Below are 24,322 nucleotides of genomic sequence, written 5' to 3' on the forward strand. Positions count from 1 at the left end.
GCGCGGCGGAACGCAGGCTATGCAACCTGGATGCATCTGTAAATGCAAATTAATATCATAAGCGAACGCAAGTCAGTAGGTAGCGTCGAGGAAGGGCTCAAGGACGCGCCTCTGCAGGCGTCAGCCTTCCATCGCCCTACCGGGACTATTTTCGAGGAAATGTTTCAAGAAAACAGGGACTGCCCTGCCCACCTTGCGTAGCAGTGGGCAACGCTGTTGCGCGAGAGGCACTCTGCTGGCGTTGTGAAGGCGGATTTGGATAGAGGGCTGCAGCAAGGGAAGCTGCAGGTGGTGGCGGACCGGTCAGACCAGCCGCTTGGAAGCGCCCACACCCTCATCGTGAAAGCGCTGGGCAATGGCGCAGATCTGCGGCTCGATGGCCAGGAAGGCGTCGAGCACCAGGGGATCGAAGGTACTGCCGCGCATCTCGCGCATCATCTGCAGCGAGTCTTCGTGGCTGAACGGCTCCTTGTAGCAGCGCCGACTGATCAGGGCGTCGTAGATATCGGCCACCGCCATGATCCGGCCGGCCAGCGGGATGCCGGTACCGGACAGTCCGTTGGGATAGCCGCTGCCATCCCACTTCTCGTGGTGGGTGCTGGCGATCTCGGCGGCCAGGGCGAGGAAGTTGTCATCCTCCAGATGGCTGGCCGTGCTGAGGATGATCTGCCGACCGAATTCGGCATGCCGCTGCATCACCTGCATCTCCTCCGGCGTCAGCCGGCCGGGCTTGAGCAGGATGGCATCCGGTACGCCGACCTTGCCGATGTCGTGCAGGGGCGCGGACAGGAACAGCAACTTGATGTAATCGGGCGTGAGTTGCTCCGGTGCATGGCCGGACTGCCGCAACTGCTCGGCGATGGCGCGGACGTAGTACTGGGTGCGCTTGATATGGGCACCGGTCTCGGGATCCCGGGTCTCGGCGACGGCGGCCATGGACTCGATGGTGACCTGCCGCGAGCGTTCCAGCTGCCGGCGCCAGCGCTCTTCGTGCTGGCGCGCCAGGATGATCCGAGTGATCAATGCCAGCGCCGATAGCATCGCCACCAGCAACAGGGGCGCGGCCAGCGGCAGGAAGACGTTATGGCAGACGAACAGCCAGGCGCCCAGCAGTTGCGGCAGGACGATCAAGGTGGCCGCCAACAGGGCGAAGCGACGCTGACTGCGATTGAAGAGAAAGCCAACGGCAAGCAGCAGGCCGCCTGCCAGGCATAGCACCAGTTGCAGCACGCCGGCGAACTGGGGAATCCGGACCAGGGCATCGTCCAGCAGGTCCTGGGTCAGGGCCGCCTGCAGTCTGACGCCGGAAAAGATCTGGCCCAGCGCCGTCGTGTGCAGGTCATTGAAGCCCGCGGCCGAGACGCCGACGAAGACGACCTTGCCCTTGAGCATGTCCGGTGCCACCGCGCCGCTGAGCACCGCGACTGCCGAGACCTCCGGATAGTGCTCGGCCGCGCTGTGCAGCCGCAGCAGCGCCCGGCCTTCACGATCAAGTGGCAACCGGTGATCGCCGAGTCGCAGCGTCGGCCCGGCAAGGCCGCTCTCCACCACGCCCTCGTTCAGCCCCAGGGCGCGCAGGGTGGCGGCCAGCGCCAGACTCGGATGGAGGATGCCCTGGTGGCTGAGCAGCAAAGGCACGCGCCGCAGGATGCCATCGCTGTCACGCTGGCTGTTGATGAAACCGGTGACGCGCGTCTGGCTGGCGATGGGGGCCACGTTGTCCAGCGCGCCTCTGGCTTCGGGCAGCTGGAGGGCGTCGAGGGCGCCGGTGAAGCCCACCCCTGGCCGTAGCCCGCCGGAGACGGGCTGCTGCAGATCGAGAAAGAAGAAACGGGCACCGACGGCCCCCGTCTGCCCCATGACGTAGCCAAGATAGCCGTCGTTGTCCTGCAATTCCGCAGGCACCTCGGAAAAGCTCAGGTCCACGCCGAAGTCGTCGCGGAAACTCTGCTGCAAGGCCTTGAGCGAGGTCCGGTCCGGCTCGCTGAACAGGACATCCACGGCGATCGCCGCCGGCTCGGCCTCGGCGATCCGCGAGAGCAGCTGAGCGACCCGGTAGCGGGGCCAGGGCCACTGTCCGAGCGCCGCCAGACTCGCCTCGTCGATGCTGACCACCTGGACATCCGTGGCATCCTCGGTGCTGGCCGCGAGGCGGCTGAGCTGGTCGTAGGCCAGGCGATCGAGGTACTGCAACGGCGTCAACTGCGCCAGAGCAGCGAGGCCGAAGGCCAGCGACAGCCCCAGGCTGACCAGGAACATCCAGGGCGCGCGCCGGCGCAGCAGGGTCGCAACCGAGTTCATGCGCGAGATCCTAGAGAATCAGGACTTCGACACGCCGGTTGCGCGGCTCGGATTTGCCGGGACGGGTCGGTACCAGGGGCACGGTATCACCGAAAAACTCGACGTTGATGCGCAACTTGGGATCGAGCCGCTGCAGCAGACCGGCCACCTTGCGGGCACGCTGGCCCGAGAGGTCGAGGTTGTAGGAAGGCGCCCCCGAGCCATCCGCATGGCCGAATACCGAAATTTCCGTGGGGATGCGCTGCCGCGCAGTTTCCAGCATCTCGGGCAGGAGCGCCTTGGACTGCGGCGTGAGCTCCATGCTGTCGGAGAGGAAGTTGAGAAGGTAGGTCTTCGGCGGCGACGGCTGGGCCGCCAGCACCTGTCGATGCTGCTGCTCGAACAGGGGTTGGGCCACCGCCTGCACAGCGGTCGGCGCCTGCCCCGGTGCGCCCACCGTGACCTCGCCAAAACCCTGGTCGATGGCCTGGCGACCCGCCGCGCTGGTCACCGAAACGGCGCCGACATGGCCGTCTTCATCGGGCATCAGGATGACCCTTGTCTGCGGTGGCGGAGGGCTGGCACAGCCGCCCAGCAGCAGTGCGGACAGCAGCAGGCTAAGCAGCAGGCGAGCGGAGGACGCGGCAGAGCTTGCGGGCCTCATTGCGCCTGGACCAGGAAGCGGGTGCCGCGCACGCCGATGGTGGCGGTCGGCGTTTCGATCTTCACCGAATCGGGTGCGACCTTGCCGATCTTGCCGGACGAGTAGATGGCCGAGCCCTTGGTCAGGTACAGCGAGAAGCCATAGCGACTGCGCTTGGGCTCGAACAGATAGTCACGCAATTGCACATCGGCGTCGCTGCCCAGGGTGAGCAGGGTGCCGTCGAGAAAGACGATGGCGGCGGTGGCGTCAGGGCCGGCCTGCAGGCGATCGGCCACCTCCAGGGTGGTGCCGGCCTGGGCCTCCAGAGTGGTTGTCTGCCGCAGCACCTTGACGCTGCCCGAGACGCTCTTGATCAGCGCCACGTGCGCCTCTTCGGTGGCCGTGACCTGTGGAGATCCCAGCAGCTGCAGCCCGAGCAGCGCCAATGCGAACAGTGTTCTCTTCATGCTTTCCTGGTCCCTGGATGGAAAGGCGTGGCCGTCGCGGGGAGCGACGGATTACCGGCAGGACCTCGGATGGCACCTTGAAGCGGCCTGCTGTGCAGCGGTCAGGGCTCCAGACTCGTGAACCCAGTCACCTTCTACCAGATAAACAAGCCAGGCGGCACGCAAAGTAGTACGAATGGCACCTGGCCACTACTCATGCCATCACGACCCAGCGAGACGAACGGCACGGGCAGTGGTCTAGTGAGCATCTTTCCCAGGTTACCTTTTCATGCAGATCATTCTGGTCCGTCACGGCAAGCCCGATCTATCCAGCAAGGCCCGCTGCACTCCCAGGGAGATGAAGGACTGGGTCGCGCGCTACCAGAAGGCGCCGGTCCCCCCGGGCCAGGAGCCCGCGGAGACGCGGCGGCTGGCGCAAGAGGCGGGTCATGTGGTGAGCAGCCCCCTGAGTCGCTGCGTGCGCTCGCTGGAGTACCTGATGGGCCGCCCCGGCAGCCCGGTGGATGACCGCTATGCCGAAGCCCACCTGCCCTATCTGGAGCTGGATGTGCCGCGCCTGCCGGTCAAGGCCTGGCGACTGCTGTTCAGATCCGCCTGGTTCCTGGGCTTCGCCGCCCATACCGAGTCCATCGGCAGCTCGTCGGTACGCGCCAGCCAGGCGGCCGATCACCTCATCGAACTGGCCGAACGCCACGGCTCGGTGCTGCTGCTGGGACACGGCATCATGAACGTGCTGATCGCCTGGCAGTTGCGCAAGCGCGGCTGGCGCGGGCCCCTGCACCTGTTGCTCAAGGACTACTGGAAGCCGAGCATCTATCGCAAGGAGACGCGCTGAGATCGCTTTAGTGGCTCGCCCTGGCGCGAGCCTCTTCCAATTCGCGACGCGCCTCGTCCAGCTTCCTGGTCCGCACCCGGATCTTGTCGGCGTCGCCCTTGGCCTGGGCGCTGCGCAGATCCCGCTCTCGCTCGGCCACCTCGCGACTCCGGGCCTGGATGACATCCAGCCGCTGCTGGCGCAGGCCGGCGTCGGTGCAGTGCGCCTGTACCGCGGCAAGTGCCCGCCGCAACCCGGCCAGCCGCCCTGCATCGCCCTGTGCCTGAGCCTGGGCGATCTGCCGTTCCAGCGTCAGGCGTTTCGCCGCACAGCCCCCGTCGGCCGCGCTAGCCAGACCGGGCAGCAGCAAGGCGGCCGCGAACAGCACTGCTTTGGTTCGATCTTTCATCGGCATTCCTCCGGGCGTTGAAAGGCGAGCGTACCTGGATCGTCCCGCTCAACCGTCCAGCGACGGCCCGACCAGCGCGGCGAGCTGATCGTAAACGCCTGGCGCTGCCACCAGCAGGGGATTGCCATTGACCAGGCCGTCGTTGCGCAGGAAGGCGTTGTGGCGCCCCCCCGCCTCCTGGATCAGGACCAGGCCCGCCAGGCAGTCCCAGCCATGGATCAGGGTTTCGTAATAGCCGATCAGCCGGCCGGCGGCGACATAGGCGGTCATCAGGGCACCCGAGCCATTGCGGAAGAATTGCCCACCCTCGGCCAGCAGACCGGTCACGAACGGCAGGAAGTGTTCCTTGCCGCGTCTGTGGGTGGTACCCAGCCCGGTCAGGCCCTGGCGGATCTCGGTGGCCGCATGGACGCGCAGCGGCTGGTCGTTGACGAAGGCGCCGTGCCCGCGCAGGCCATGGAAGAGCTCGTCGTGATTCGGATCCATGATGGCGCCGAGCAAGGGCTCGCCCTCGTGCATCAGGCCGATGGACACGCACCAGTTGTGCAGGCCGTTGAGAAAGGGCGCGGTGCCGTCGATGGGGTCTATGACCCAGAGGTAGGGCGCGGACAGGTCGGTGGCACCGCCCTCCTCGCCCAGCAGGCCATCCTGCGGAAAGCGCTCGCTCAGGCGTTGGCGGATGAGCTCCTCCAGCGTCTTGTCGGCGATGCTCACCACGTCCTGCAGGTCGCTGCCCTTGTGGTCCACCTGCAGCGCACCGCGCCGGCGATAGAAATCGAGGCCGAGTTGCGCCGCTTCCCGGGCAATGTCCTGGACAGCGCGGTAGCGTTCGGCGATGGCGGGGGCGATGGCGGTCATGGGCGCTCCTGGAACGGGAAAAGGCGTCAGGGTGCCAGTTCCACCGGTGGAAAAGAATAGTCGCGGTCTTGCCCGTCAGCGCCGTTGCCGCCGAACCCGGTCAGGCCGCGGCCGCCCGCTGGCCAAATTCTGCCGATTTCGGCAAAGGTCCGACTAGAGGCCCCTGGTAATGGCCGTGTCATCTCAGGGGCGCAGGCTGTCGGGTATTGGCAATCAGGACGGCGAAATGCAGCGGCGGACCGCACCAAATCCGCCCGCCGCCGTCAGAACCTTTGAGTGCTCGTTGTACCGGGAGGACGCCATGACCGCACAAACTTCGCTATTCCACGGCAATGGTCAGCTGCAGCAGTTGCGGCGACTGATTCCCAGACAGCATTTCGAATGTCTGGAGCGCCACCTCGAGTTGCTGTCGCGCGAATTTCCGCTGTTCGACCATCCGCCGTTGAGCATCGACTGTGCCGTGGCCGAAACCTTGGAAAACCTGGGTATCCGTGCCTTCCAGTGGCAGGGCAACTGCAACCTGCCGCAGCGGATGGCCCTGGGCAGCGCCCTGATGGGCGAGGGCTTCATGGCCCAGTCCAGCACCCCGGAATACACCCTCTATCTCAATGCGCGAGGCGAGAAGGTGCTGTTGCGACAAGAACCCGCAGCCGGCCAGACCCTGGTCAGCCTGGTGTCGGATTGCGCGCCGCTGTTCGCCTACCTGGCGGCCAAGCACCGAGAGGCGGCACCCGTCGCCTGAGCGGCTCGATGTAGGCCCGCCACCGCGTGATGCACGGGCCGCCCGGATGACGAACAGAGTCACAAATACGCATTAACGTCAGACTAACCGGGAACCAAATAGGCAGTGGAATGGTAGATTCGCGCTTCGGATCTACCAGGAGACCCAAGGAATGGGAATTCGTATTCTGGCCAGTGTCATCGTGACCTTTGCCGCCTTCAATGGCGAAGCAGCCTCCCTCCCCGCGATACCCCCGCTCAAGCTGGCGGACCTCGTTCTGCAGGTTCCGGCTTCAGCCACTCACAGTCTTCCCTCCAGCCGCGAGACTTCGTTTCGCGATACACGTCAGCCGGTCAATGCCGCGCGCTGGTTGAACGAACGTCAGACGTTGGTCCAGGAACAGCGCTGGGTCTTCTAGATCAACCGCCGATGGCACCCGATGATCTGATAACCGTCTGTCTTTTTGTTGCTGCCCCGGGAATGAATCCGCTTTTCGCGGGTCCGTCTGGTTCTACGGGCAGCTCATTTGTCTGCCCATTTGACGTACCCGCGGAGCTGCCATGAAACGCTTATTCCCTCTTTTGCTGGCCGCCCTGTCGGCGTGCAGCTCGGCGCCTACCTCTCCCCCGGCCGATCCGTCGCAATTCGGCGGCCGTACCCAGGAACAGCTCAGGCAGAGTTTCGGCTCGCCGCAGCGGGTCGCGCAGCTTGATCGCCTGGTGGTCTACGAGTATCGCAACCTGCGCGCGCCGGGCAGTGCGACGCCGGTCTATTCCTTTCTCATCGAAAACGAGCGGGTGATCGAATCCACACCCGGAACCTTGCAGCTTTATCGCGAGGACGGCATCACCAAGGTCAAGGCGGAAAGTCTCTAGCCAGAGCCGCTGGCCGGATCGCGCGTCCCGCGCAGCCTCGCGGGGATGTGCAAAAAAATACTGATTTTGGTGTCTTCCAGCATTTGTTTCCCAGGCGGCAACGGGCTGTAATCGGTCCGTGGCTTCCGCTGCAAAGGCCGTCACAGCCGGCCGCGTGGTGGGTTACAACAACAAGAAAAGCGTCTGCTGCAGTTGCACAGGACGCGGAGTGCAAGATGAAAACAACACCAAAAGCGCTTTTATTGTCCGCTGTTACCCTCTCTGCAGGCCTGACCTTCTCGCTGGCCCTCCAGGCCGCCGAAACGGTCACCATCGCCACCGTCAACAACAGTGACATGATCCGCATGCAGCGGCTGTCCAAGACCTTCGAAGAACAGCACCCCGACATCAAGCTCAACTGGGTGGTGCTCGAAGAGAACGTGCTGCGTCAGCGCCTGACCACCGACATCGCCACCCAGGGCGGTCAGTTCGACGTATTGACCATCGGCATGTACGAGACCGGCCTCTGGGGCGCCCAGAACTGGCTGGAGCCCATGAAGGACCTGCCCGCCAACTACGACCTGGACGACCTCTTCCCGTCGGTTCGCGAAGGCCTGTCGGTCAAGGGCACCCTCTATGCGCTGCCCTTCTATGCCGAAAGCTCCATCACCTACTACCGCAAGGATCTGTTCCAGCAGGCCGGCCTGACCATGCCCGCCCAGCCCACCTGGACCCAGATCGCCGAATTCGCCGGCAAGCTGCACCAGCCGGACAAGGACCAATACGGTCTCTGCCTGAGAGGCAAGGCCGGCTGGGGCGAGAACATGGCCCTGGTCACTACCATGGCCAACGCCTTCGGCGCGCGCTGGTTCGACGAGAAATGGCAACCGGAATTCACCGGTCCGGAATGGACCGCGGCGGCCAACTACTACGTCACCAACATGAAGAAGTACGGCCCGCCCGGCGCCTCCAGCAACGGCTTCAACGAGAACCTGGCGCTGTTCAACAGCGGCAAGTGCGCCATCTGGGTCGATGCCAGCGTCGCCGGCTCCTTCACCATGGACAAGAGCCAGAGCAAGGTCGCCGACAGCGTCGGCTTCGCCGGCTCGCCGCGCGAGGTCACCGACAAGGGCTCTTCCTGGCTGTACGCCTGGTCGCTGGGTATCCCGACCTCCTCCAAGCACAAGGATGCCGCCAAGACCTTCGTGACCTGGGCCACCTCCAAGGACTACGCCAAGCTGGTCGCGGACAAGGACGGCATCGCCAACGTGCCGCCGGGTACCCGCAAGTCCACCTACAGCCAGGCCTACATGGACGCGGCGCCCTTCGCCAAGGTCTCGCTGGACATGCTGCAGCACGCCGACCCGGCCCATCCCTCGGCCAAGCCGGTGCCCTATGTGGGCATCCAGTACGTGACCATTCCCGAGTTCCAGGCCATCGGCACCTCGGTGGGCAAGCTGTTCGCCGCGGCCCTCACCGGGCAGATGTCGGTCGAGCAGGCCCTGCAGGCGGCGCAGCAGTCCACCGCCCGGGAAATGAAGCGCGCCGGCTATCCCAAGTAGCGCTGGAGCCCTGGGTCCGCGCCACGCGGACCCAGGCCTAGCGGCTTTTCCTGCCTGATCCGTCGCTGGCGTCGCGAGACGCCAGTGCCTCGTCACGGCCTACTGCCTTGCGGAGCATCGCCATGCAGACCTCCACCCTCAAGACGCCCGCCGTCGAAACCCCTGCCGCTCCCGCCCGTCGTCAACGACGTCGTGCCGGTCCCGGCTGGTTCCTGATCAGTCCTTCGGTGGCTCTGCTGCTGGTGTGGATGCTGGTGCCCCTGGGCATGACCATCTGGTTCTCGCTGATCCGCTACAACCTGCTCTACCCGGGCGAGCACGCCTTCGTCGGTCTGGAAAACTTCGAATACTTCGTCACCGATGCCGGCTTCTGGCCCGGCATGACCAACACCCTGCTGCTGGTGGGCAGCGTGCTGCTGATCAGCGTGGTCTTCGGCGTGCTGATCTCGGCGCTGCTGGAGGCCAGCGAGTTCTTCGGCCGCGGTATCGTCCGCGTCCTGCTGATCTCGCCGTTCTTCATCATGCCCACGGTCAGCGCCCTGATCTGGAAGAACCTGATCTTCCATCCGGTCTCCGGCATTCTCGCCGCGGTCTGGAAACTGTTCGGCGCCACCCCGGTGGACTGGCTGGCCACCCATCCGCTGCTGTCGATCATCCTGATCGTTTCCTGGCAGTGGCTGCCCTTCGCCATCCTCATCCTGATGACCGCCATGCAGTCGCTGGACCAGGAGCAGAAGGAAGCGGCCCGCCTGGACGGCGCCGGTCCGGTCGCCATCTTCTGGCACCTGACCCTGCCGCACCTGGCGCGTCCCATCGCCGTGGTGGTGATGATCGAGACGATCTTCCTGCTGTCGGTGTTCGCCGAGATCTACACCACCACCAGTGGTGGTCCGGGCTTCGCCTCCACCAACCTCGCCTACCTGATCTACAACCAGGCCCTGCTGCAGTTCGACGTCGGCCTGGCCTCCGCCGGCGGCCTGATCGCCGTGCTCATCGCCAACATCGCCGCCATCATCCTGGTGCGGATGCTCGGCAAGAACCTGACCCAACAGTGAGGACCCTGACATGCTGACGCTCAAGCAATCCCGGCGCCTGCAGAGCCTGCTGCTGGGCCTGCTCGCCTGGCTGGTGGCCCTGGTGCTGTTCTTCCCGATCTTCTGGATGGTGCTGACCAGCTTCAAGACCGAGATCGACGCCTTCGCCACGCCGCCGCAGTTCTTCTTCATGCCCACGCTGGAGAACTACCTGACCATCCAGGCGCGCAGCGACTACTTCCACTTCGCGCTGAATTCGGTGGTGATCTCCTTTGGCGCCACCCTGCTCAGCCTGTTGCTGGCGCTGCCGGCAGCCTACTCGATGGCCTTCCACGAGACCCGCAACACTCAGCGCCTGCTGCTGTGGATGCTGTCCACCAAGATGCTGCCGGCGGTCGGGGTGCTGGTGCCCATCTACCTGCTGGCCAAGCAGTTCGAACTGCTCGACAGCCGGCTGCTGCTGATCGCCGTCTACACCCTGATCAACCTGCCGATCGTGGTCTGGATGGTCTACACCTACTTCAAGGACATCCCCAAGGACATCCTCGAGGCGGCGCGCCTGGATGGCGCCACCACCTACCAGGAGATCGTCCGGGTGCTCTTGCCGATCAGCAAGGGCGGCATCGCCTCGACCATGCTGCTGTCGCTGATCCTCTGCTGGAACGAGGCCTTCTGGTCGCTGAACCTGACCTCGTCCAACGCCGCCCCGCTGACCGCGCTGATCGCTTCCTACTCCAGTCCCCAGGGACTGTTCTGGGCCAAGCTGTCGGCCGTCTCGACGCTGGCCTGCGCGCCCATCCTGATCTTTGGCTGGATCAGCCAGAAACAACTCGTCCGCGGCCTGTCGTTCGGCGCGGTGAAATAAGAACAAGAGGACTCCTGTCATGGCCAATCTGAAAATCCGCAGCCTGCGCAAGGGCTTCGACTCGCTGGAAATCATCAAGGGCGTCGACCTCGACATCAACGACCGCGAATTCGTGGTCTTCGTCGGCCCGTCCGGGTGCGGCAAGTCCACCCTGCTGCGCCTCATCGCCGGCCTGGAAGAGGTCAGCAGCGGCACCCTGGAACTGGACGGCCGCGACATCACCGAGGTGTCGCCGGCCAAGCGCGACCTGGCCATGGTGTTCCAGACCTATGCCCTCTACCCACACATGAGCGTGCGCAAGAATCTGTCCTTCGCCCTCGACCTGGCCAAGATCGACAAGCAGGAAGTGGAGCGCAAGGTCACCGATGCCGCTCGCATCCTCGAACTGACGCCGCTGCTGGAGCGCAAGCCGCGCCAGCTCTCCGGTGGTCAGCGGCAGCGGGTGGCCATCGGCCGCGCCATCGTCCGCCAGCCAAAGATCTTCCTGTTCGACGAACCCCTGTCCAACCTGGACGCCGCCCTGCGCGTGCAGATGCGCCTGGAACTGGCGCGCCTGCACCAGGAATTGCAGGCCACCATGATCTACGTGACCCACGACCAGGTGGAAGCCATGACCCTGGCGACCAAGGTGGTGGTGCTCAACGGCGGTCGCATCGAGCAGGTCGGCTCGCCCCTGGAGCTCTATCACCATCCGGCCAACCTCTTCGTCGCCGGCTTCCTGGGTACGCCGAAGATGGCCTTCCTCAAGGGCAAGGTGGTGGCCACCGACCCCCAGGGCGTGGAGGTGGAGCTGGCAGCCGGTCCACGCCTGCACCTGCCACGCCGCGGCGACGACCTGGCGGTCGGCAGCCAGGTGACCCTAGGCATTCGCCCGGAACACCTGCGCCTGGCCGCCGACGGCCAGTTACCGGTGATCAGCGATGTGGCCGAGCGCCTGGGCAGTGACACCTATTGCCACATGGTCACCGAGGCCGAGGAGCCGTTGACCGTGCGCGTGCCGGGTGACTGCGCCGTCGCCTACGGCGAACGCCAGCGCCTGGCCCTGGACGTCGACTTCTGCCACCTGTTCGACGAGCAGGGCCGCGCCGTGGCGCCGCTGCTGCGCAAAGCCGCCTGACCCCTCTCCCCTTTCCTGCCCCGGCGCCCTGCGCGCGCCCGGGGCGCCGCCTTGCAGGATCGCCATCGTGAAACTCAATCGCCAGCACCTCGAACAACTTCCCGACTACATCGCCAAGCCCGGCTACGCCGCCTGCCAGTTGCGCCAGGGCATCGTCCATATCGGCGTCGGCGGCTTTCACCGCGCGCACCAGGCCATCTACACCGAGGCGCTGCTGAATCAGGGGCGCGACCTGGACTGGAGCATCTGCGGCGTCGGCCTGCGCGCCGAAGACCGCGCCATGCGTGATGCCCTGGCCGGCCAGGACTATCTCTACACCCAGGTGGTGCTGGCCGACGAGCCGGACACCGAGGTGCGCGTCGTCGGCGCCATCAGCGGCATGCTGCTGGCCGAGGACGGCACCCAGACGCTGATCGACAAGCTGGCCCATCCCGGCACCCGCATCGTCTCCCTCACCATCACCGAGGGCGGCTACTGCATGGATGACAGCACCGGCGAATTCAACTTCAAGCTGCCGCTGATCCAGCACGACCTGCAGCATCCGGGCGATCCGCGCAGCGTCTTCGGCTTCCTGCTGGCGGCCCTGGCCAAGCGCCGCGCCGAGGGCACCGGGCCCTTCACCGTGATGTCCTGCGACAACCTTCCGCACAATGGCCAGGTCACCCGCAAGGCCCTGCTGGCCTACGCCGCCCTGGTGGACGAAGAGCTGCACGGCTGGATCGCCGAGCACGTCAGCTTCCCCAACGCCATGGTCGATCGCATCACCCCCATGACCAGCACCGCCCATCGCGAGGCGCTGCTGGCCGAACACGGCATCGAGGACGCCTGGCCGGTGGTCTGCGAGCCCTTCCTGCAGTGGGTGCTGGAAGACAAGTTCGTCGCCGGCCGCCCGGCCTGGGAAGACGTCGGCGTCCAGTTCACCGATGACGTCACCCCCTACGAGGAGATGAAGATCAAGCTGCTCAATGGCAGCCACCTGGCGCTGACCTACCTCGGCTTCCTCAAGGGCTACCGCTTCGTTCACGAGACCATGGCCGATCCGCTGTTCGTGCGCTACATCCGCGCCTACATGGACAAGGACGTGACCCCGCAGCTGGCACCGGTGCCCGGCATCGATCTCGACCAGTACAAGGACACCCTGATCGAGCGCTTCTCCAATCGCGCCATCGCCGACCAGCTGGAGCGGGTCTGCTCGGATGGTTCGTCGAAGTTTCCCAAGTTCACCGTGCCGACCATCAACCGCCTGATCGAAGACGGCAAGGACCTGGACCGCGCCGCCCTGGTGGTGGCCGCCTGGGCGGTCTACCTGCGTGGCGTGGACGAGACCGGGGCGACCTATCGCATTCCCGATCCGCGCGCCAACTACTGCGAGGAGCTGGTGCAGGATCAGAAGAATCTCACCGAGCGCCTGCTGGGCGCCGAGGAAATCTTCGGTAAGCACATCCCGAAATCCGCGGCCTTCGTTGCCGCCTTCGAGCGGCAGCTGTACAACTTGCGTACCCATGGGGTCAGCGCCACATTGCAGACCCTGCTCGGCGACTAGCCTTGGCAAAAAACTGCCTGGGCAGCGTCGACTTTTCATACAAGCCCTAACAACAACAAGGAGCGGCCAGGCATGAAGTTTCTCGGCATAGACTGCGGCACCCAGGGCACCAAGGCGGTGATCCTGGATGTCGAGCGTGGGGTGGTACTGGGCGAAGGCAGTGCGCCTCACCCCTTGACCGAGGCCGCCAACGGCCGCCGCGAGCAGAATCCGGCGGACTGGATCCGGGCGCTGGTGGCGGCCACCCGCGCCGCCCTGGCGCAGGCCGGCAGCGATGGCCAGGACATCCTCGGCGTCGGCGTCTCCGGCCAGCAGCATGGACTGGTACTGCTCGACGACAGCGGCAAGGTCCTGCGGCCGGCCAAGCTCTGGTGCGACACCGAATCCACCCCGGAAAACCAGCGCCTGCTGGAACACCTGGGCGGCGTCGAAGGCTCCATCGAGCGCCTGGGCCTGGCCATCGCGCCGGGCTACACCGTCTCCAAGCTGCTCTGGACCAAGGAACAGCACCCGGAGGTGTTCGACCAGATCGCCCAGGTGCTGCTGCCCCACGATTACCTGAACTTCTGGCTGACCGGACGCGCCGTGGCCGAATACGGCGACGCCTCGGGTACCGGCTATTTCAATGTGCGTACGCGCCAGTACGACCTGGAACTGCTGCGCCACATCGATCCCAGTGGGCGCCTGGAGCGCGCCCTGCCGGCGCTGATCGAAGCCGACCAGCCGGTCGGGCGGCTGCGGCCGGAGGTCGCCAGCCAACTGGGCATCAACGTCCAGGCGCTGGTCTCCAGCGGTGGCGGCGACAACATGATGGGCGCCCTGGGCACCGGCAACAGCCGCGCCGGCCAGATCACCCTGAGCCTGGGCACCTCGGGCACCCTCTATGGGTATTCCGACGAACCTCGCATCAGCGACCATCCCGCCGTGGCGGGCTTCTGCTCGTCCAACGGCGGCTGGCTGCCGCTGATCTGCACCATGAACCTGACCAATGCCAGCGGCCAGATCCGCGAGCTGCTGGGCCTGGACCTGGCGGAATTCACCCGTCTGGTGGCGGAGTCGCCCATCGGCGCGGAAGGGGTGCTGATGCTGCCCTTCCTCAATGGCGAACGGGTACCGGCGCTACCGACCGCCACCGCCAGCCTGCATGGCCTCACCGCCACCAACCTGACCCGTGCCAACCTGTGCCGGGCGGTGGTCGAGGGGGTGAGCTTCGCCCTGAGATATGGCTTCGATCTGCTGCGCGACCTGGGCATGCCCGGCGACACCCTGAGACTCATCGGCGGCGGCGCCAAGAGCCCGGTGTGGCGGCAGCTGATCGCCGACCTGATGAACACCCCGGTGGTCTGCCCGGTGCACGGCGAAGCCGCGGCCCTGGGTGGCGCACTGCAGGCCGCTTGGTGCTGGAGTCGCGAACAGGGCCGCCCGGAGTCGCTCGACAGCCTCACCGAACGCTGCGTGCACCTGGACCCGGCCAGCCGTGCCGAACCGGATCCGGCGCGGGTCGCCGAGTACGAGGCGGCCTACCAGCGCTACCGGCAGCAGTTGCGTGAGAGCTACGCAATAGCCTAGCGGGCGGATGGGGTGGAAATCGCCAGGCGATTTTCACCCCATCGAAGAGCAGGGCGTAGGTTGGGCTGAGCACCGCGAAGCCCAACAAAACACCGCCGCACCCTTACCTCGTTGGGCTTCGCTGCGCTCAGCGCCAACCTACGTGTCAGGCCTTGCCGATCGGTACGAAGGGCGCATCCAGCAAGCGGGCGAGGTCCGCCGGTGCCAGGGCGACTTCCAGCCCGCGGCGTCCGGCGCTGACATGGATGCCCGGCAACGCCGCCGCGGACGCGTCGATGAAGGTCCGCAGCCGCTTCTTCTGCCCCAGCGGACTGATGCCGCCCACCAGGTAACCGGTGCTGCGCTGGGCCTGGTCGGGCTTGGCCATCTCCAGCTTCTTGACGCCGGCCGCCTGGGCCAGGGCCTTGAGATCCAGGGTCCCGGCGACCGGCACGATGGCCACCAGCAACTCCTGCTTCTCGCTCGCCGCCAGCAGGGTCTTGAACACCGTCGCCGGCGCCAGACCGAGTTTCTCGGCGGCCTCCAGGCCGTAGGAGGCGGCCTTGGGATCATGGTGGTAGCTCAGCACCTCGTGGGGCACCTGGCGCTTCTTGAGCAGTTCTATCGCCGGGGTCATGCCAGCACTCCTTCGGGATCGGCCACCTCGGCCCGTCCGCGGCCCTGCGCCTTGGCCCGGTAGAGGGCGAAGTCGGCGGCCTGCAGCCAGTGCGCGACGTCATCGTAGGCCCGGTCGAATCCGGCGATGCCGCAGCTCATCCCGACGCGGACGTTCTGGCGATCGCCGGGGCCGCCCGCCTGCATCTCGTGCAAACGCTCCTGCAGCCGCCGAATCAGGTCCAGGGCCCGCTCGGGCGAGGTGTCGGGCAAGAGGATACCGAATTCATCGCCACCAAAACGACCGGCCAGGTCGCTGGTGCGGATGGTCCGCGCCAGCAGGCCGGAAAATTGCCGCAGCATCTCGTCACCGGCCTGGTGACCGAAGCGGTCGTTGACCAGCTTGAAGTTGTCCAGGTCGATCATCACCAGGCTGGCCGCGGCGCCACTGCGCTTGCAGCGGGCGAATTCGCGCTGCAGCAGCTGATCCCAGTGGGTTCGGTTGTGCAGACCGGTCATGCCGTCCTGTTTGCTGATCAGCTCCAGCTCCTGCTGGCGCCGCGACAGCTGCTGCGCCAGGCGAAAGCTCACCAGGCCCAGCGCCCAGGGATAGGCGACGATCATCGGCAGGCAGGCATAGATCTGCGCGGTGGAGGTCTCGAGGGCGACCGGATGGCGCAGCACCACGAGGCCGACCAGGATGCCCGCCAGTTGCGCGAGCAGTCCCCGGCGCCAGAACGCCAGGCCGCCGGCGCCAAGCATGTTCAGGCCGGTCATGGCGAGCAGGGTCACGCTGGGCAGGAGATTGAAGCCCATGCTCGCCGCCCAGAAGCCGGCCGAGCCGCAATCCAGCAGCAGATTGCCCAGTTCGGCGCGATAGGGATCGCGCGCGCGAACGGCGCGCCAGTAGGCCAGCGGCGACCAGCACAGCGCATTGGCCAAGAGCAGGAGCCACAGCCCGATGGACACCGGCTGGGTGAGCTGCACCGAGACGATGCAACTGAGGCTGAGCAACAGACCTGTCGCACGGGGTAGCCAGAGCCGCCGGGCAAAACTGCGGCCACGCGTGAGCACATCTGGCATTGACGATCCCCACTGCGACGGACGATGAAAGGTCGCGCATTATCAGTGGATAAGGGCAAAACGCCAGCGACCCGCGACCTGAGCGTCGTTTTCCGATAGTTGCGACGCCCCTGAACACTGCCAGAAGGAAACATCGGGTGACACGCACACCGGACGAACAGCCTTGAACCTCGGCCTGACCGGCCTCATCCAATGGTCAGGCCCGTCAAAAAGAGGAAGCCGCATGCAAGTCCAAGTCAACAGTGATCACAACATCGAAAGCAGTGCCGGTTTGCAGAACTGGGTGGCGTCCGTGGTGGAAGACCGCCTGGATCGCTTCGACGAACTCCTGACCCGCGTCGAGGTGCACCTCAACGACGAGAACGCCGGCAAGTCCGGCGCTCAGGACAAGCGGTGCCAGATGGAGGCCCGTATCAAGGGGCACCAGCCGCTCTCGGTAACCCACAAGGCCGACTCCCTCGACCTGGCAGTGGAAGGCGCAGCGGACAAGCTGCTGCGCGCCATCACCCACCTGTCCGGCAAACTGGAGAAGAAGCGTCTCTCCGGTGGCGAACTCAATGACCCCCTGGCCCTGGAGGACTCCGAAGAATTCAAGGACTCCCTGCGGCAGGACGAATTCCTCGAAAGGGAGCAACTGGCTCACGATCACGAGTTGAAATAGGGCAACCTCTTACTTTCGCGTTCAACCGAGGCCGCTCTCTGAGCGGCCTCGCTCTTTTCCACCCCGGCACAAGGATGCCTCATGCCCTCGCCCTTTCGCGTCGCCCTGATCGGTTACGGCTTCGTCGGTCAGACCTTCCATGGCCCCCTGCTACGTTCGATTCCCGGTCTCAGCCTGGAGCTGGTGGCCTCGCGGGATGCCGCGCGTGTGCAGACCGACCTGCCCGGGGTGCGCGTCACCGCGGACTACCTGGCCGCCGTGCAGGATCCGGCCATCGACCTGGTGGTGATCGCCTCGCCCAACCAGACCCATGCGCCCCTCGCCAGCGCCGCCCTGGCCGCCGGCAAGCACGTGGTGGTCGACAAGCCCTTTACCGTCACCCTCGCCGAAGCCCGGCAACTGGCCGCGGAAGCCGAACAGGCCGGCCGGTTGCTGTCGGTGTTCCAGAATCGTCGCTGGGACAGCGATTTCCTCGGGCTGCAGGCGGTACTCGCCAGTGGCGCCCTGGGTGAACTGACCAGCCTGGAATCGCGCATCGAGCGCTTTCGTCCCGAGGTGCGGACGCGCTGGCGCGAAGCGGCGCTCCCCGGCAGTGGCCTCTGGTTCGATCTCGGTCCCCATCTGCTGGATCAGGCCCTCTGCCTGTTCGGCCTGCCGCTGCGCCTGCAAGCGCAGCTGGTGCGGCAACGACCCGGCGCGCTCACCGACGACTGGTTCCAGGTGCAACTGGACTACGGTACCCGCCAGGTGACCCTCAGAGCCGGGATGCTGGCCGCCGGCGGCGTGCCGCGCTTTCTCGCCCAGGGCACCGCAGGCAGCTGGATCAAGCAGGGTGCGGATCGCCAGGAAGACGCGCTCAAGGCCGGCGTGCGCCCCGGTGGTCCGGACTGGGGCCAGGATCCGGATCCGGGCTGGCTGATCGACGCCAGCGGCGAGCGCCAGGCGCTGCCGACGCCGGCGGGCGATCACCGCCGCTACTACCTCGCCCTGGTGGAGGCCCTCGCCGGGCGCGCCGCCAATCCCGTTCCTCCTGCCCAGGCCTGCGCCCTGATGGCTCTGCTGGAAGCGGCCCAGCGCTCCTCGGCGGAAGGTCGCGCCCTGCTGCCCGAACTCACCGCCGCCGAACGCGCGGCCTACTGACTGGCCACCCACTGCGGACGCCGTCCCGCCAGGCGTTCGCCCAGCTGGCGCAGAGTGCGCGACAGGCGTCGCTCGATCCACTCGTAGCTGGCCCAGGCCAGCAGCAGGATCACCGGCAGACAGACCGCCAGGGTCTGGTAGGGGCTGAGGCCCCACTGCTGGTGCAACCAGTAGTCGCCCAGCCAGAGCACGATGACGTGCACCAGATAGACCGAATAGGACCAGTCCCCCAGCGCCTTGCACAGCCGCGAGCCGGCGAACCAGGGTTCGAGGATCACGCAGGCGCCGACCAGTACCGCACTGGGCACGCCCCAGGTCAGCAGGCGCCAGGGATGGTCGGCCGGAAAGGCCACCAGGCAGGTCAGGGCTGCCAGGGCCGCCGCCAGGGCCAGCGGTCTGGGTCCGCGCAGGGCACCGCGGCGATAGAGCGCGGCCAGGCTCACGCCCAGCAGGAATTCGAAGATGATCGGATTGCGATAGAAGCTGCTGACAAAGGACTCGCGGGCCAGCACCAGGCTGACCAGGATCACCAGCAGGCTGACCACGCCAATGCGCCAGCGCTCGGCCACGCCAAAGGACAGGGCGAAGAGCAGGTAGAACAGCATCTCGAAGTTGAGCGTCCAGCCCACCGGCAGGATCGGATAGTGGCCGAAGCCGGCCGGATTCTCGCTGGGAATGAAGAACAGCGAGAGCAGCAGTTCGCGTGCGGCGACGCCATAGATGGGCATCACGTCGCTGGCGAGATAGAGGATCAGCGCCGTCACCGCGGTGTACAGCCAATAGGCCGGGACGATGCGGGCGATGCGGTGCCAGAGGAAGGTGCTGCGCCTGAGCGGTCGGCCGGCGGTAGACAGGTGGATCACGAAGCCGCTGAGCACGAAGAAGATGTCGACCCCGACCTGACCTCTCGTGGAGAGCAGATGGCCGCCGAGGCTGTCGGCGTGGAAATCGAAGAACACCTGCATGAAGTGATGAAAGACCACCAGCCAGGCGGCCATGGCCCTGAGAGCCTGCAGTGAAACCAGCATTGTAGAACCTTTCCCTCCTCGTCCCGCCAGGCACGACCCAGCGCCGCGCCGTCATTGTGGACGGCATGGGCGGGTCGGGTGTCGCCGGGAAAAGGCTGGATTGCGCCGGATCACAGGCTGAACGGTTCGATGCCCAACCCGTTCAGCGGCAGTTCAGGCGGCCGACCTCATTGCAGGCTGAAACGCCAGGCGCGATGGATCTTGGGATTGCGCGCGAAATCCGGATCCAGGGTGCTGGCACTAATTTCCTCGACGCGATAGCGCTCGCCAAGGCCTGCGTCCAGTTCGAACTTGCGGAAGTTGTTGGAGAAGTACAGCACGCCGTTGCGACTCAGGTGGGCCATCGCCGAGTCGATCAGGGCGACGTGATCGCGCTGGACGTCGAACACCCCTTCGAGGCGCTTGGAATTGGAGAAGGTCGGCGGATCGACGAAGATCAGATCGTATTCACCGCGATCGTTCTCCAGCCAATGCAGCACATCTCCCTGCTCCAGGCGATGGCGCTCGGAGAAGCCGTTGAGGGCCAGGTTACGCCGGGCCCAGTCCAGGTAGGTGCGCGAGAGGTCGACGCTGGTGGTGCTGCGCGCCCCGCCTACCGCAGCCTGCACCGTGGCGGCACCGGTGTAGCAGAACAGGTTGAGGAAGCGCTTGCCCTGGGCTTCCTGGCGCAGCCGCAGGCGCAGCGGACGGTGATCGAGGAACAGACCGGTATCCAGGTAGTCGGTGAGGTTGACCAGCAGCTTGGCGCCCGCTTCTTCCACCTGCAGGAATTCACCCTGGGCGGCCTGGCGTTCGTACTGCTTGGTGCCACTCTGTCGCTCGCGGCGCTTGACCACCACCAGTGACGGATCGATGTTCAACGCCTGGGGAATGGCCGCCAGGGCATCGAGCAGACGCGCCTGGGCCTTCTCCGGATCGATGGAGCGCGGCGGCGCGTATTCCTGCACGTGCACGCGATCGCCATAGAGATCCACCGCCACCGCGTACTCGGGCATGTCGGCGTCATAGAGGCGATAGCACTGCACGCCCTGGTTGCGCGCCCACTTGCCGAGCTGCTTGAGATTCTTCTGCAGGCGATTGGCGAACATCTGCCCGCCCTCGCTGAGCTTGGCCGGCTCTGCCGCCTGGTCGGAAGTCGAACGCTCGCCGTTGCGGCTGCCGGTGACGAACTGCCGTGTCTCGACCTCGAACATCAGCAGCTTGCAGGGCAAGGCGCCGTTCCAGAAGGCGTATTGCTTGTGACTGCGGATGCCCATGCGCTTGCCCAGTTCGGGCGCGCCGGTAAAGACCCCCGCGCGCCAGCCGAGGCAGGCCTGGCGCAACCGCTCGCCGAGATTCTGGTAGAGGTACAGCAGGCTGGCTTCGTCACCCAGGCGCTCGCCATAGGGCGGGTTGCAGATCACCAGGCCGGTCTGGCCCTTGTCCGGACGCGGCTCGAAGCTCGCGACCTCGCCCTGGTAGACCTTGATCCACTCGGACAGCCCGGCCCGCTCGATATTGTTGCGCGCCGGCTGGATCAGTCGCGGATCGGCTTCGTAGCCGCGGATCCAGGCCGGTGTGCTGGCCAGACCGGCGGCGGCTCGCGCCTCGGCCTCCTGGTGCAGCTGCTGCCAGAGCGCGGGCACGTGGCCCAGCCAGGCGGAGAAGCCCCAGCGCTCGCGGCGCAGGTTGGGGGCGATGTCCGCCGCCATCAGCCCGGCCTCGACCAGAAAGGTACCCACCCCGCACATGGGATCGGCCAGGGCGCCACCGGCCGCCGCCAGGGCCGGCCAGCCGGCGCGGATCAGCACGGCAGCCGCCAGGTTTTCCTTGAGCGGCGCGGCGCCCTGCTGCAGGCGATAGCCGCGCTGGTGCAGACTCTGACCGGAAAGATCCAGCGACAGGATGGCCTGGCCACGCTCAAGGTGCAGGTGGACGCGCAGGTCCGGGGCGATCTTGTCGACCGTGGGCCGCTGCCCGGTGCGCTCGCGCAGGCGGTCGACGATGGCGTCCTTGACCTTGAGGGCACCGAAATGGGTGTTGTCGATGCCGGCGCCCTGGCCGCTGAAACCCACCGCCAGGGTCCCGTCGGGGGCCAGGTGCTCTTCCCATTCCACGCCGTGCACGCCCAGGTACAGCCCCTGGGGGTCTTCCACCGGGAAACGCGCCAGCACCAGCAGCACCCGGTTGGCCAGGCGCGACCAGAGGCACAGGCGGTAGGCGTCCGCGAGACTCGCCTCGCCGCGCACCGCCGCGGTCTGGCTGCGGGCTTCCTGCAGGCCGAGGCCCTGGGCCTCTTCCAGCAGCAGGGTCTCGAGCCCCTTGGGACAGGTGAGGATGAGTTGTTGCATCGCGGACATCGTTGAATCCATAGGTTAGCGCAAGGAACTTTCTGCCTTTGGTCGGATTGACCGCTAAGGACAGCTCCTCGCGAGAAGGTTTGACTGCGTCTCAACAAGCCGCAGTGACGGCATTCCAGCGGCGGTTTATCGCCATTTCATTTCGATTTGATTACGGCTTATAGCTAAAAGGTCGTTCCCAGCCAGAGCCCCTTTGGTTAGTAATTGACCACCCGCAGCGCTAAGGTGCGGGGCGGATGTCAGGACGCCGGCTCTGGCATCCAGGCCTGCAACGGGCCATGGACAATCTGCAAGTCAACCTACGAGGGCACTACCCTATGAGAAGACTCAAGCGTGATCCAATGGAACGAGCTTTCCAGCGTGGTTATCAGCACGGCATCGTGGGCAAATCGCGAGACCTCTGCCCCTTCACCCAGGACGCCGTCCGGCAGGCCTGGCTCAATGGCTGGCGTGAGGGCCGTAGCGACCAATGGGACGGCTACGTAGGCACCGCCGGTCTTCAACGCATGAATCAACTTCAAGCCGCAGGCTAATTCGATTTCACTAGCGGAAGCCTAGGGCTTCCACAGCGTTCTGGTTTCTTTCCAGTCAGATCCTCTTCCGGGATCAGGGACCCGGTCCCACGGGGGCTCCCAGCGAGCCCCCTCTCCCTCAGGGGCGCGCCGCGGCAATCGCATCCACGGCTTCCCGGATCAACGCCGGTCCGCGATAGATGAAGCCGCTGTAGAGCTGCACCAGACTGGCGCCCGCCGCGATCTTTTCCGCCGCGTCTTCCCCGGACAGGATGCCACCCGCCGCGATGATCGGCAGCCGGCCACCCAGCTCACCGGCCAGCACCCGTACCACATGGGTGCTCTTCTCCCGCACCGGAGCCCCCGACAGGCCACCGGCCTCGGCGGCATAGGGCAGATTCTCCACCCCTTCCCGGCCCAGGGTGGTGTTGGTGGCGATGATGGCGTCCATCCCGGCATCGCGGATCGCCTGGGCGGTCAGCACGATCTCTTCATCGGTCAGGTCCGGGGCGATCTTGATGGCGATGGGCACCCGCCGGCCGTGCTGGACCGCGAGGTCTTCCTGACGCTGGCGCAGGGCTTCCAGCAGGCTCTTGAGCGCATCGCCGAATTGCAAGCTGCGCAGGCCGGGCGTGTTGGGCGAGCTGACGTTCACCGTGATGTAGCTGGCATGGGCATAGACCCGGTCCAGGCCGATCAGGTAGTCGTCCACCGCCCGCTCCACCGGGGTACTGGCGTTCTTGCCGATGTTGATCCCCAGTACGCCCTGGAAGCGCGCGGCCTTGACCCGCTCGATCAGCGCATCCACGCCCGCATTGTTGAAACCCATGCGGTTGATGATGGCGTCGGCCTGCTCCAGGCGGAACAGCCGCGGCTTGGGATTGCCCGGCTGCGGCCGTGGCGTCACGGTACCGATCTCGATGAAGCCGAAGCCCAGGCCGGCGAAGCCGTCGATGGCGGCGCCATTCTTGTCGAGTCCGGCGGCCAGGCCCACCGGATTGGGAAACTCCAGGCCCATGACCTGGACCGGCAGCCGGCCCGGCCGCCGACCGAGGCCAGTCAGGCCCAGACGCCCCGCGGCACCGATCAGGTCCAACGCCAGATCGTGCGATCCTTCGGGAGACATTTTGAAAAGCAGAGGACGGAGCGCGTCGTACATGGCGGACTCACAGGCAATTCGGAAAGCGCGCATTATACAGGCTTGCCACCCGCCATACGTCGCTCGCTCCGGACTGGAACGGTCACTCGCACAAAAGATCCTACCTTTCAGGAATCATTTGACGATAACGCGGTCTGTCCCACGCTAGAATCGGTCGTGCAGTTCCTATCCGCCCCGGAGACCTCATGAGCAACAGTGCCAACCTCCTGGGCAGCCCCTGGTCTTCACTGGCCTTGCATCTGCATCCCTCGCTCGCCAGCCGTCGTATTGAGCGGTGCCTGGAGCGCCTGGCCGACGCCTTCGTCCCCCTGCCCGCGCCCAACGCCCGTCTTTGGTGGGATGAAGGCCATCCACTGCATCTGCTGCTCGGCCTGCCACGCGCCGCGCTATCCGGCCCGACCCAGGAAATCAAGAGCCGCGCCCATGCCCTGCTCAGCCAGTTGGTGATCGCCGATACCCAGCAGGTTGCCGCCCTGGACCTGCGCGCCATCGAAGGCCTCTGCCAGCGGCTGGGCGACGACGCCACCGACTCGGCGGTGCAGCTGGAAGAGCTGGCCGCCTTGCCCGCCGCTCGCGAGCAGGTCCGGATCATCGGCTATCGGGATTTCCAGGCGGCGCTCTATCGCACCCTGCCAAATCTCTCTGCGGAGCAGCCCTTGCGCCTGCGCCAGGCCAGCTGGCGGGGTACGCGGCTATTTTTGGAAAACGAGGCGGCCACCACCCTCGCCTTTGCCAGCATCATCGCCTACGCCCGCATCCGCGGCGTCGCCGTGGAAGTGCCGGCGCAGATCCAGTGCCTGAGCCTGGATCAGGCGGCCATCAACCGGCTGCAGGAGGCTTTCGCGGTCTATGCCCTGCCCAACGCGGTCTGGAATCACCCGGACTTCGTCCAGGTGCTGCTGGGGCTGAAGCTCGACTATGCCCGCCTGCCGCTGCCCGCGCCGGGCCAGGATCTGGAGTGGTTGTTGCTACCCAACGAGGTGGCGAGCACCCGGGTCCTCGCCGAGATTCTCGAACGCCTGGGCGCCGCCGAGGTGATCGGCTATCTGCAGGCGTTCTAGGCAACCTTC

The 24,322-nt window shown here is 66.0% G+C and carries 24 protein-coding genes; 14 read left to right on the forward strand and 10 right to left on the reverse strand.

Annotation, left to right across the window (positions count from 1 at the left end):
- Positions 1-303: 303 nt before the first annotated feature.
- The 3 genes from FHR73_RS10120 to FHR73_RS10130 all read right to left on the reverse strand — a co-directional run bounded on the left by FHR73_RS10120 (position 304) and on the right by FHR73_RS10130 (position 3,390).
- Entirely contained in the window at positions 304-2,301 is a 1,998-nt protein-coding gene (locus tag FHR73_RS10120; RefSeq protein WP_183630863.1) for a CHASE2 domain-containing protein, read from the reverse strand.
- Positions 2,302-2,311: 10 nt separating this feature from the next.
- Positions 2,312-2,827: an OmpA family protein gene (locus FHR73_RS10125; protein WP_183630865.1), complete on the reverse strand. Its 516-nt coding sequence runs from the start codon at positions 2,825-2,827 to the stop codon at positions 2,312-2,314.
- A gap of 113 nt (positions 2,828-2,940) precedes the next feature.
- A complete protein-coding gene (locus tag FHR73_RS10130) occupies positions 2,941-3,390 on the reverse strand; it encodes a FecR domain-containing protein (RefSeq protein WP_183630867.1) in 450 nt (149 codons plus the stop codon).
- A gap of 268 nt (positions 3,391-3,658) precedes the next feature.
- Here FHR73_RS10130 and FHR73_RS10135 point away from each other — a divergent pair, with 268 nt between their 5' ends.
- Complete coding sequence (locus FHR73_RS10135; protein WP_183630869.1) at positions 3,659-4,225, forward strand: histidine phosphatase family protein; 567 nt, start codon at positions 3,659-3,661, stop codon at positions 4,223-4,225.
- A gap of 7 nt (positions 4,226-4,232) precedes the next feature.
- Here FHR73_RS10135 and FHR73_RS10140 read toward each other — a convergent pair whose 3' ends face one another.
- Both FHR73_RS10140 and FHR73_RS10145 read right to left on the reverse strand, forming a co-directional pair.
- The gene (locus tag FHR73_RS10140; protein ID WP_260175673.1) at positions 4,233-4,613 is read right to left on the reverse strand and encodes a DUF1090 domain-containing protein; all 381 of its coding nucleotides are present in this window, start codon (positions 4,611-4,613) and stop codon (positions 4,233-4,235) included.
- A gap of 48 nt (positions 4,614-4,661) precedes the next feature.
- Positions 4,662-5,471 carry an inositol monophosphatase gene (locus tag FHR73_RS10145; protein ID WP_183630873.1) on the reverse strand — a complete coding sequence of 270 codons (810 nt, stop codon included), beginning with the start codon at positions 5,469-5,471 and terminating at the stop codon, positions 4,662-4,664.
- Positions 5,472-5,772: 301 nt separating this feature from the next.
- Between FHR73_RS10145 and FHR73_RS10150 the strand changes: the two genes are divergently transcribed.
- The 9 genes from FHR73_RS10150 to xylB all read left to right on the forward strand — a co-directional run bounded on the left by FHR73_RS10150 (position 5,773) and on the right by xylB (position 14,736).
- Positions 5,773-6,213, forward strand: coding sequence for a hypothetical protein (locus tag FHR73_RS10150; protein WP_183630875.1), 441 nt, complete (start codon positions 5,773-5,775; stop codon positions 6,211-6,213).
- Between the two features lie 151 nt (positions 6,214-6,364).
- Positions 6,365-6,610: a hypothetical protein gene (locus FHR73_RS10155; RefSeq protein WP_183630877.1), complete on the forward strand. Its 246-nt coding sequence runs from the start codon at positions 6,365-6,367 to the stop codon at positions 6,608-6,610.
- A gap of 142 nt (positions 6,611-6,752) precedes the next feature.
- Entirely contained in the window at positions 6,753-7,067 is a 315-nt protein-coding gene (locus FHR73_RS10160; RefSeq protein WP_183630879.1) for a hypothetical protein, read from the forward strand.
- A gap of 215 nt (positions 7,068-7,282) precedes the next feature.
- Entirely contained in the window at positions 7,283-8,608 is a 1,326-nt protein-coding gene (locus tag FHR73_RS10165; protein ID WP_068385265.1) for a sugar ABC transporter substrate-binding protein, read from the forward strand.
- Positions 8,609-8,730: 122 nt separating this feature from the next.
- Positions 8,731-9,663, forward strand: coding sequence for a carbohydrate ABC transporter permease (locus FHR73_RS10170; protein WP_183630881.1), 933 nt, complete (start codon positions 8,731-8,733; stop codon positions 9,661-9,663).
- 10 nt (positions 9,664-9,673) lie between these two features.
- Positions 9,674-10,507, forward strand: coding sequence for a carbohydrate ABC transporter permease (locus FHR73_RS10175; protein WP_007159281.1), 834 nt, complete (start codon positions 9,674-9,676; stop codon positions 10,505-10,507).
- A 19-nt stretch (positions 10,508-10,526) separates the two neighbouring features.
- Entirely contained in the window at positions 10,527-11,624 is a 1,098-nt protein-coding gene (locus FHR73_RS10180) for an ABC transporter ATP-binding protein (RefSeq protein ID WP_183630883.1), read from the forward strand.
- Between the two features lie 67 nt (positions 11,625-11,691).
- The gene (locus tag FHR73_RS10185) at positions 11,692-13,167 is read left to right on the forward strand and encodes a mannitol dehydrogenase family protein (RefSeq protein WP_183630885.1); all 1,476 of its coding nucleotides are present in this window, start codon (positions 11,692-11,694) and stop codon (positions 13,165-13,167) included.
- A 72-nt stretch (positions 13,168-13,239) separates the two neighbouring features.
- The gene (gene xylB, locus FHR73_RS10190) at positions 13,240-14,736 is read left to right on the forward strand and encodes a xylulokinase (protein WP_183630887.1); all 1,497 of its coding nucleotides are present in this window, start codon (positions 13,240-13,242) and stop codon (positions 14,734-14,736) included.
- Between the two features lie 145 nt (positions 14,737-14,881).
- On the opposite strand, the gene ybaK is transcribed toward xylB, so the two are convergent.
- Positions 14,882-15,352 carry a Cys-tRNA(Pro) deacylase gene (gene ybaK / locus FHR73_RS10195; RefSeq protein WP_183630894.1) on the reverse strand — a complete coding sequence of 157 codons (471 nt, stop codon included), beginning with the start codon at positions 15,350-15,352 and terminating at the stop codon, positions 14,882-14,884.
- Positions 15,349-16,413, reverse strand: a complete 1,065-nt coding sequence (locus FHR73_RS10200; RefSeq protein WP_260175674.1) for a diguanylate cyclase — start codon at positions 16,411-16,413, stop codon at positions 15,349-15,351. Before FHR73_RS10200 ends, ybaK begins: the two co-directional genes overlap by 4 nt.
- Positions 16,414-16,636: 223 nt before the next feature.
- Here FHR73_RS10200 and FHR73_RS10205 point away from each other — a divergent pair, with 223 nt between their 5' ends.
- Positions 16,637-17,074: an HPF/RaiA family ribosome-associated protein gene (locus tag FHR73_RS10205; RefSeq protein ID WP_183630898.1), complete on the forward strand. Its 438-nt coding sequence runs from the start codon at positions 16,637-16,639 to the stop codon at positions 17,072-17,074.
- Between the two features lie 81 nt (positions 17,075-17,155).
- Positions 17,156-18,214 carry an oxidoreductase gene (locus FHR73_RS10210; protein WP_183630899.1) on the forward strand — a complete coding sequence of 353 codons (1,059 nt, stop codon included), beginning with the start codon at positions 17,156-17,158 and terminating at the stop codon, positions 18,212-18,214.
- Here FHR73_RS10210 and FHR73_RS10215 read toward each other — a convergent pair.
- Entirely contained in the window at positions 18,208-19,242 is a 1,035-nt protein-coding gene (locus FHR73_RS10215; protein ID WP_183630900.1) for an acyltransferase, read from the reverse strand. The genes FHR73_RS10210 and FHR73_RS10215 overlap by 7 nt on opposite strands.
- Before the next feature lie 167 nt (positions 19,243-19,409).
- On the reverse strand, positions 19,410-21,581 hold the full coding sequence (gene rlmKL, locus FHR73_RS10220; protein ID WP_183630901.1) for a bifunctional 23S rRNA (guanine(2069)-N(7))-methyltransferase RlmK/23S rRNA (guanine(2445)-N(2))-methyltransferase RlmL: 2,172 nt from the start codon (positions 21,579-21,581) through the stop codon (positions 19,410-19,412).
- A 317-nt stretch (positions 21,582-21,898) separates the two neighbouring features.
- On the opposite strand from rlmKL, the gene rmf reads away from it, so the two are divergent.
- A complete protein-coding gene (gene rmf / locus FHR73_RS10225; protein ID WP_059232223.1) occupies positions 21,899-22,114 on the forward strand; it encodes a ribosome modulation factor in 216 nt (71 codons plus the stop codon).
- A 118-nt stretch (positions 22,115-22,232) separates the two neighbouring features.
- Here rmf and FHR73_RS10230 read toward each other — a convergent pair whose 3' ends face one another.
- Positions 22,233-23,252, reverse strand: a complete 1,020-nt coding sequence (locus tag FHR73_RS10230) for a quinone-dependent dihydroorotate dehydrogenase (protein WP_183630902.1) — start codon at positions 23,250-23,252, stop codon at positions 22,233-22,235.
- 185 nt (positions 23,253-23,437) lie between these two features.
- Between FHR73_RS10230 and FHR73_RS10235 the strand changes: the two genes are divergently transcribed.
- Positions 23,438-24,313, forward strand: coding sequence for a hypothetical protein (locus FHR73_RS10235; RefSeq protein WP_183630903.1), 876 nt, complete (start codon positions 23,438-23,440; stop codon positions 24,311-24,313).
- The last annotated feature ends 9 nt before the right edge of the window (positions 24,314-24,322 follow it).

This window comes from Pseudomonas sp. AS2.8, assembly GCF_014190935.1.
Classification (GTDB): domain Bacteria; phylum Pseudomonadota; class Gammaproteobacteria; order Pseudomonadales; family Pseudomonadaceae; genus Chryseomonas.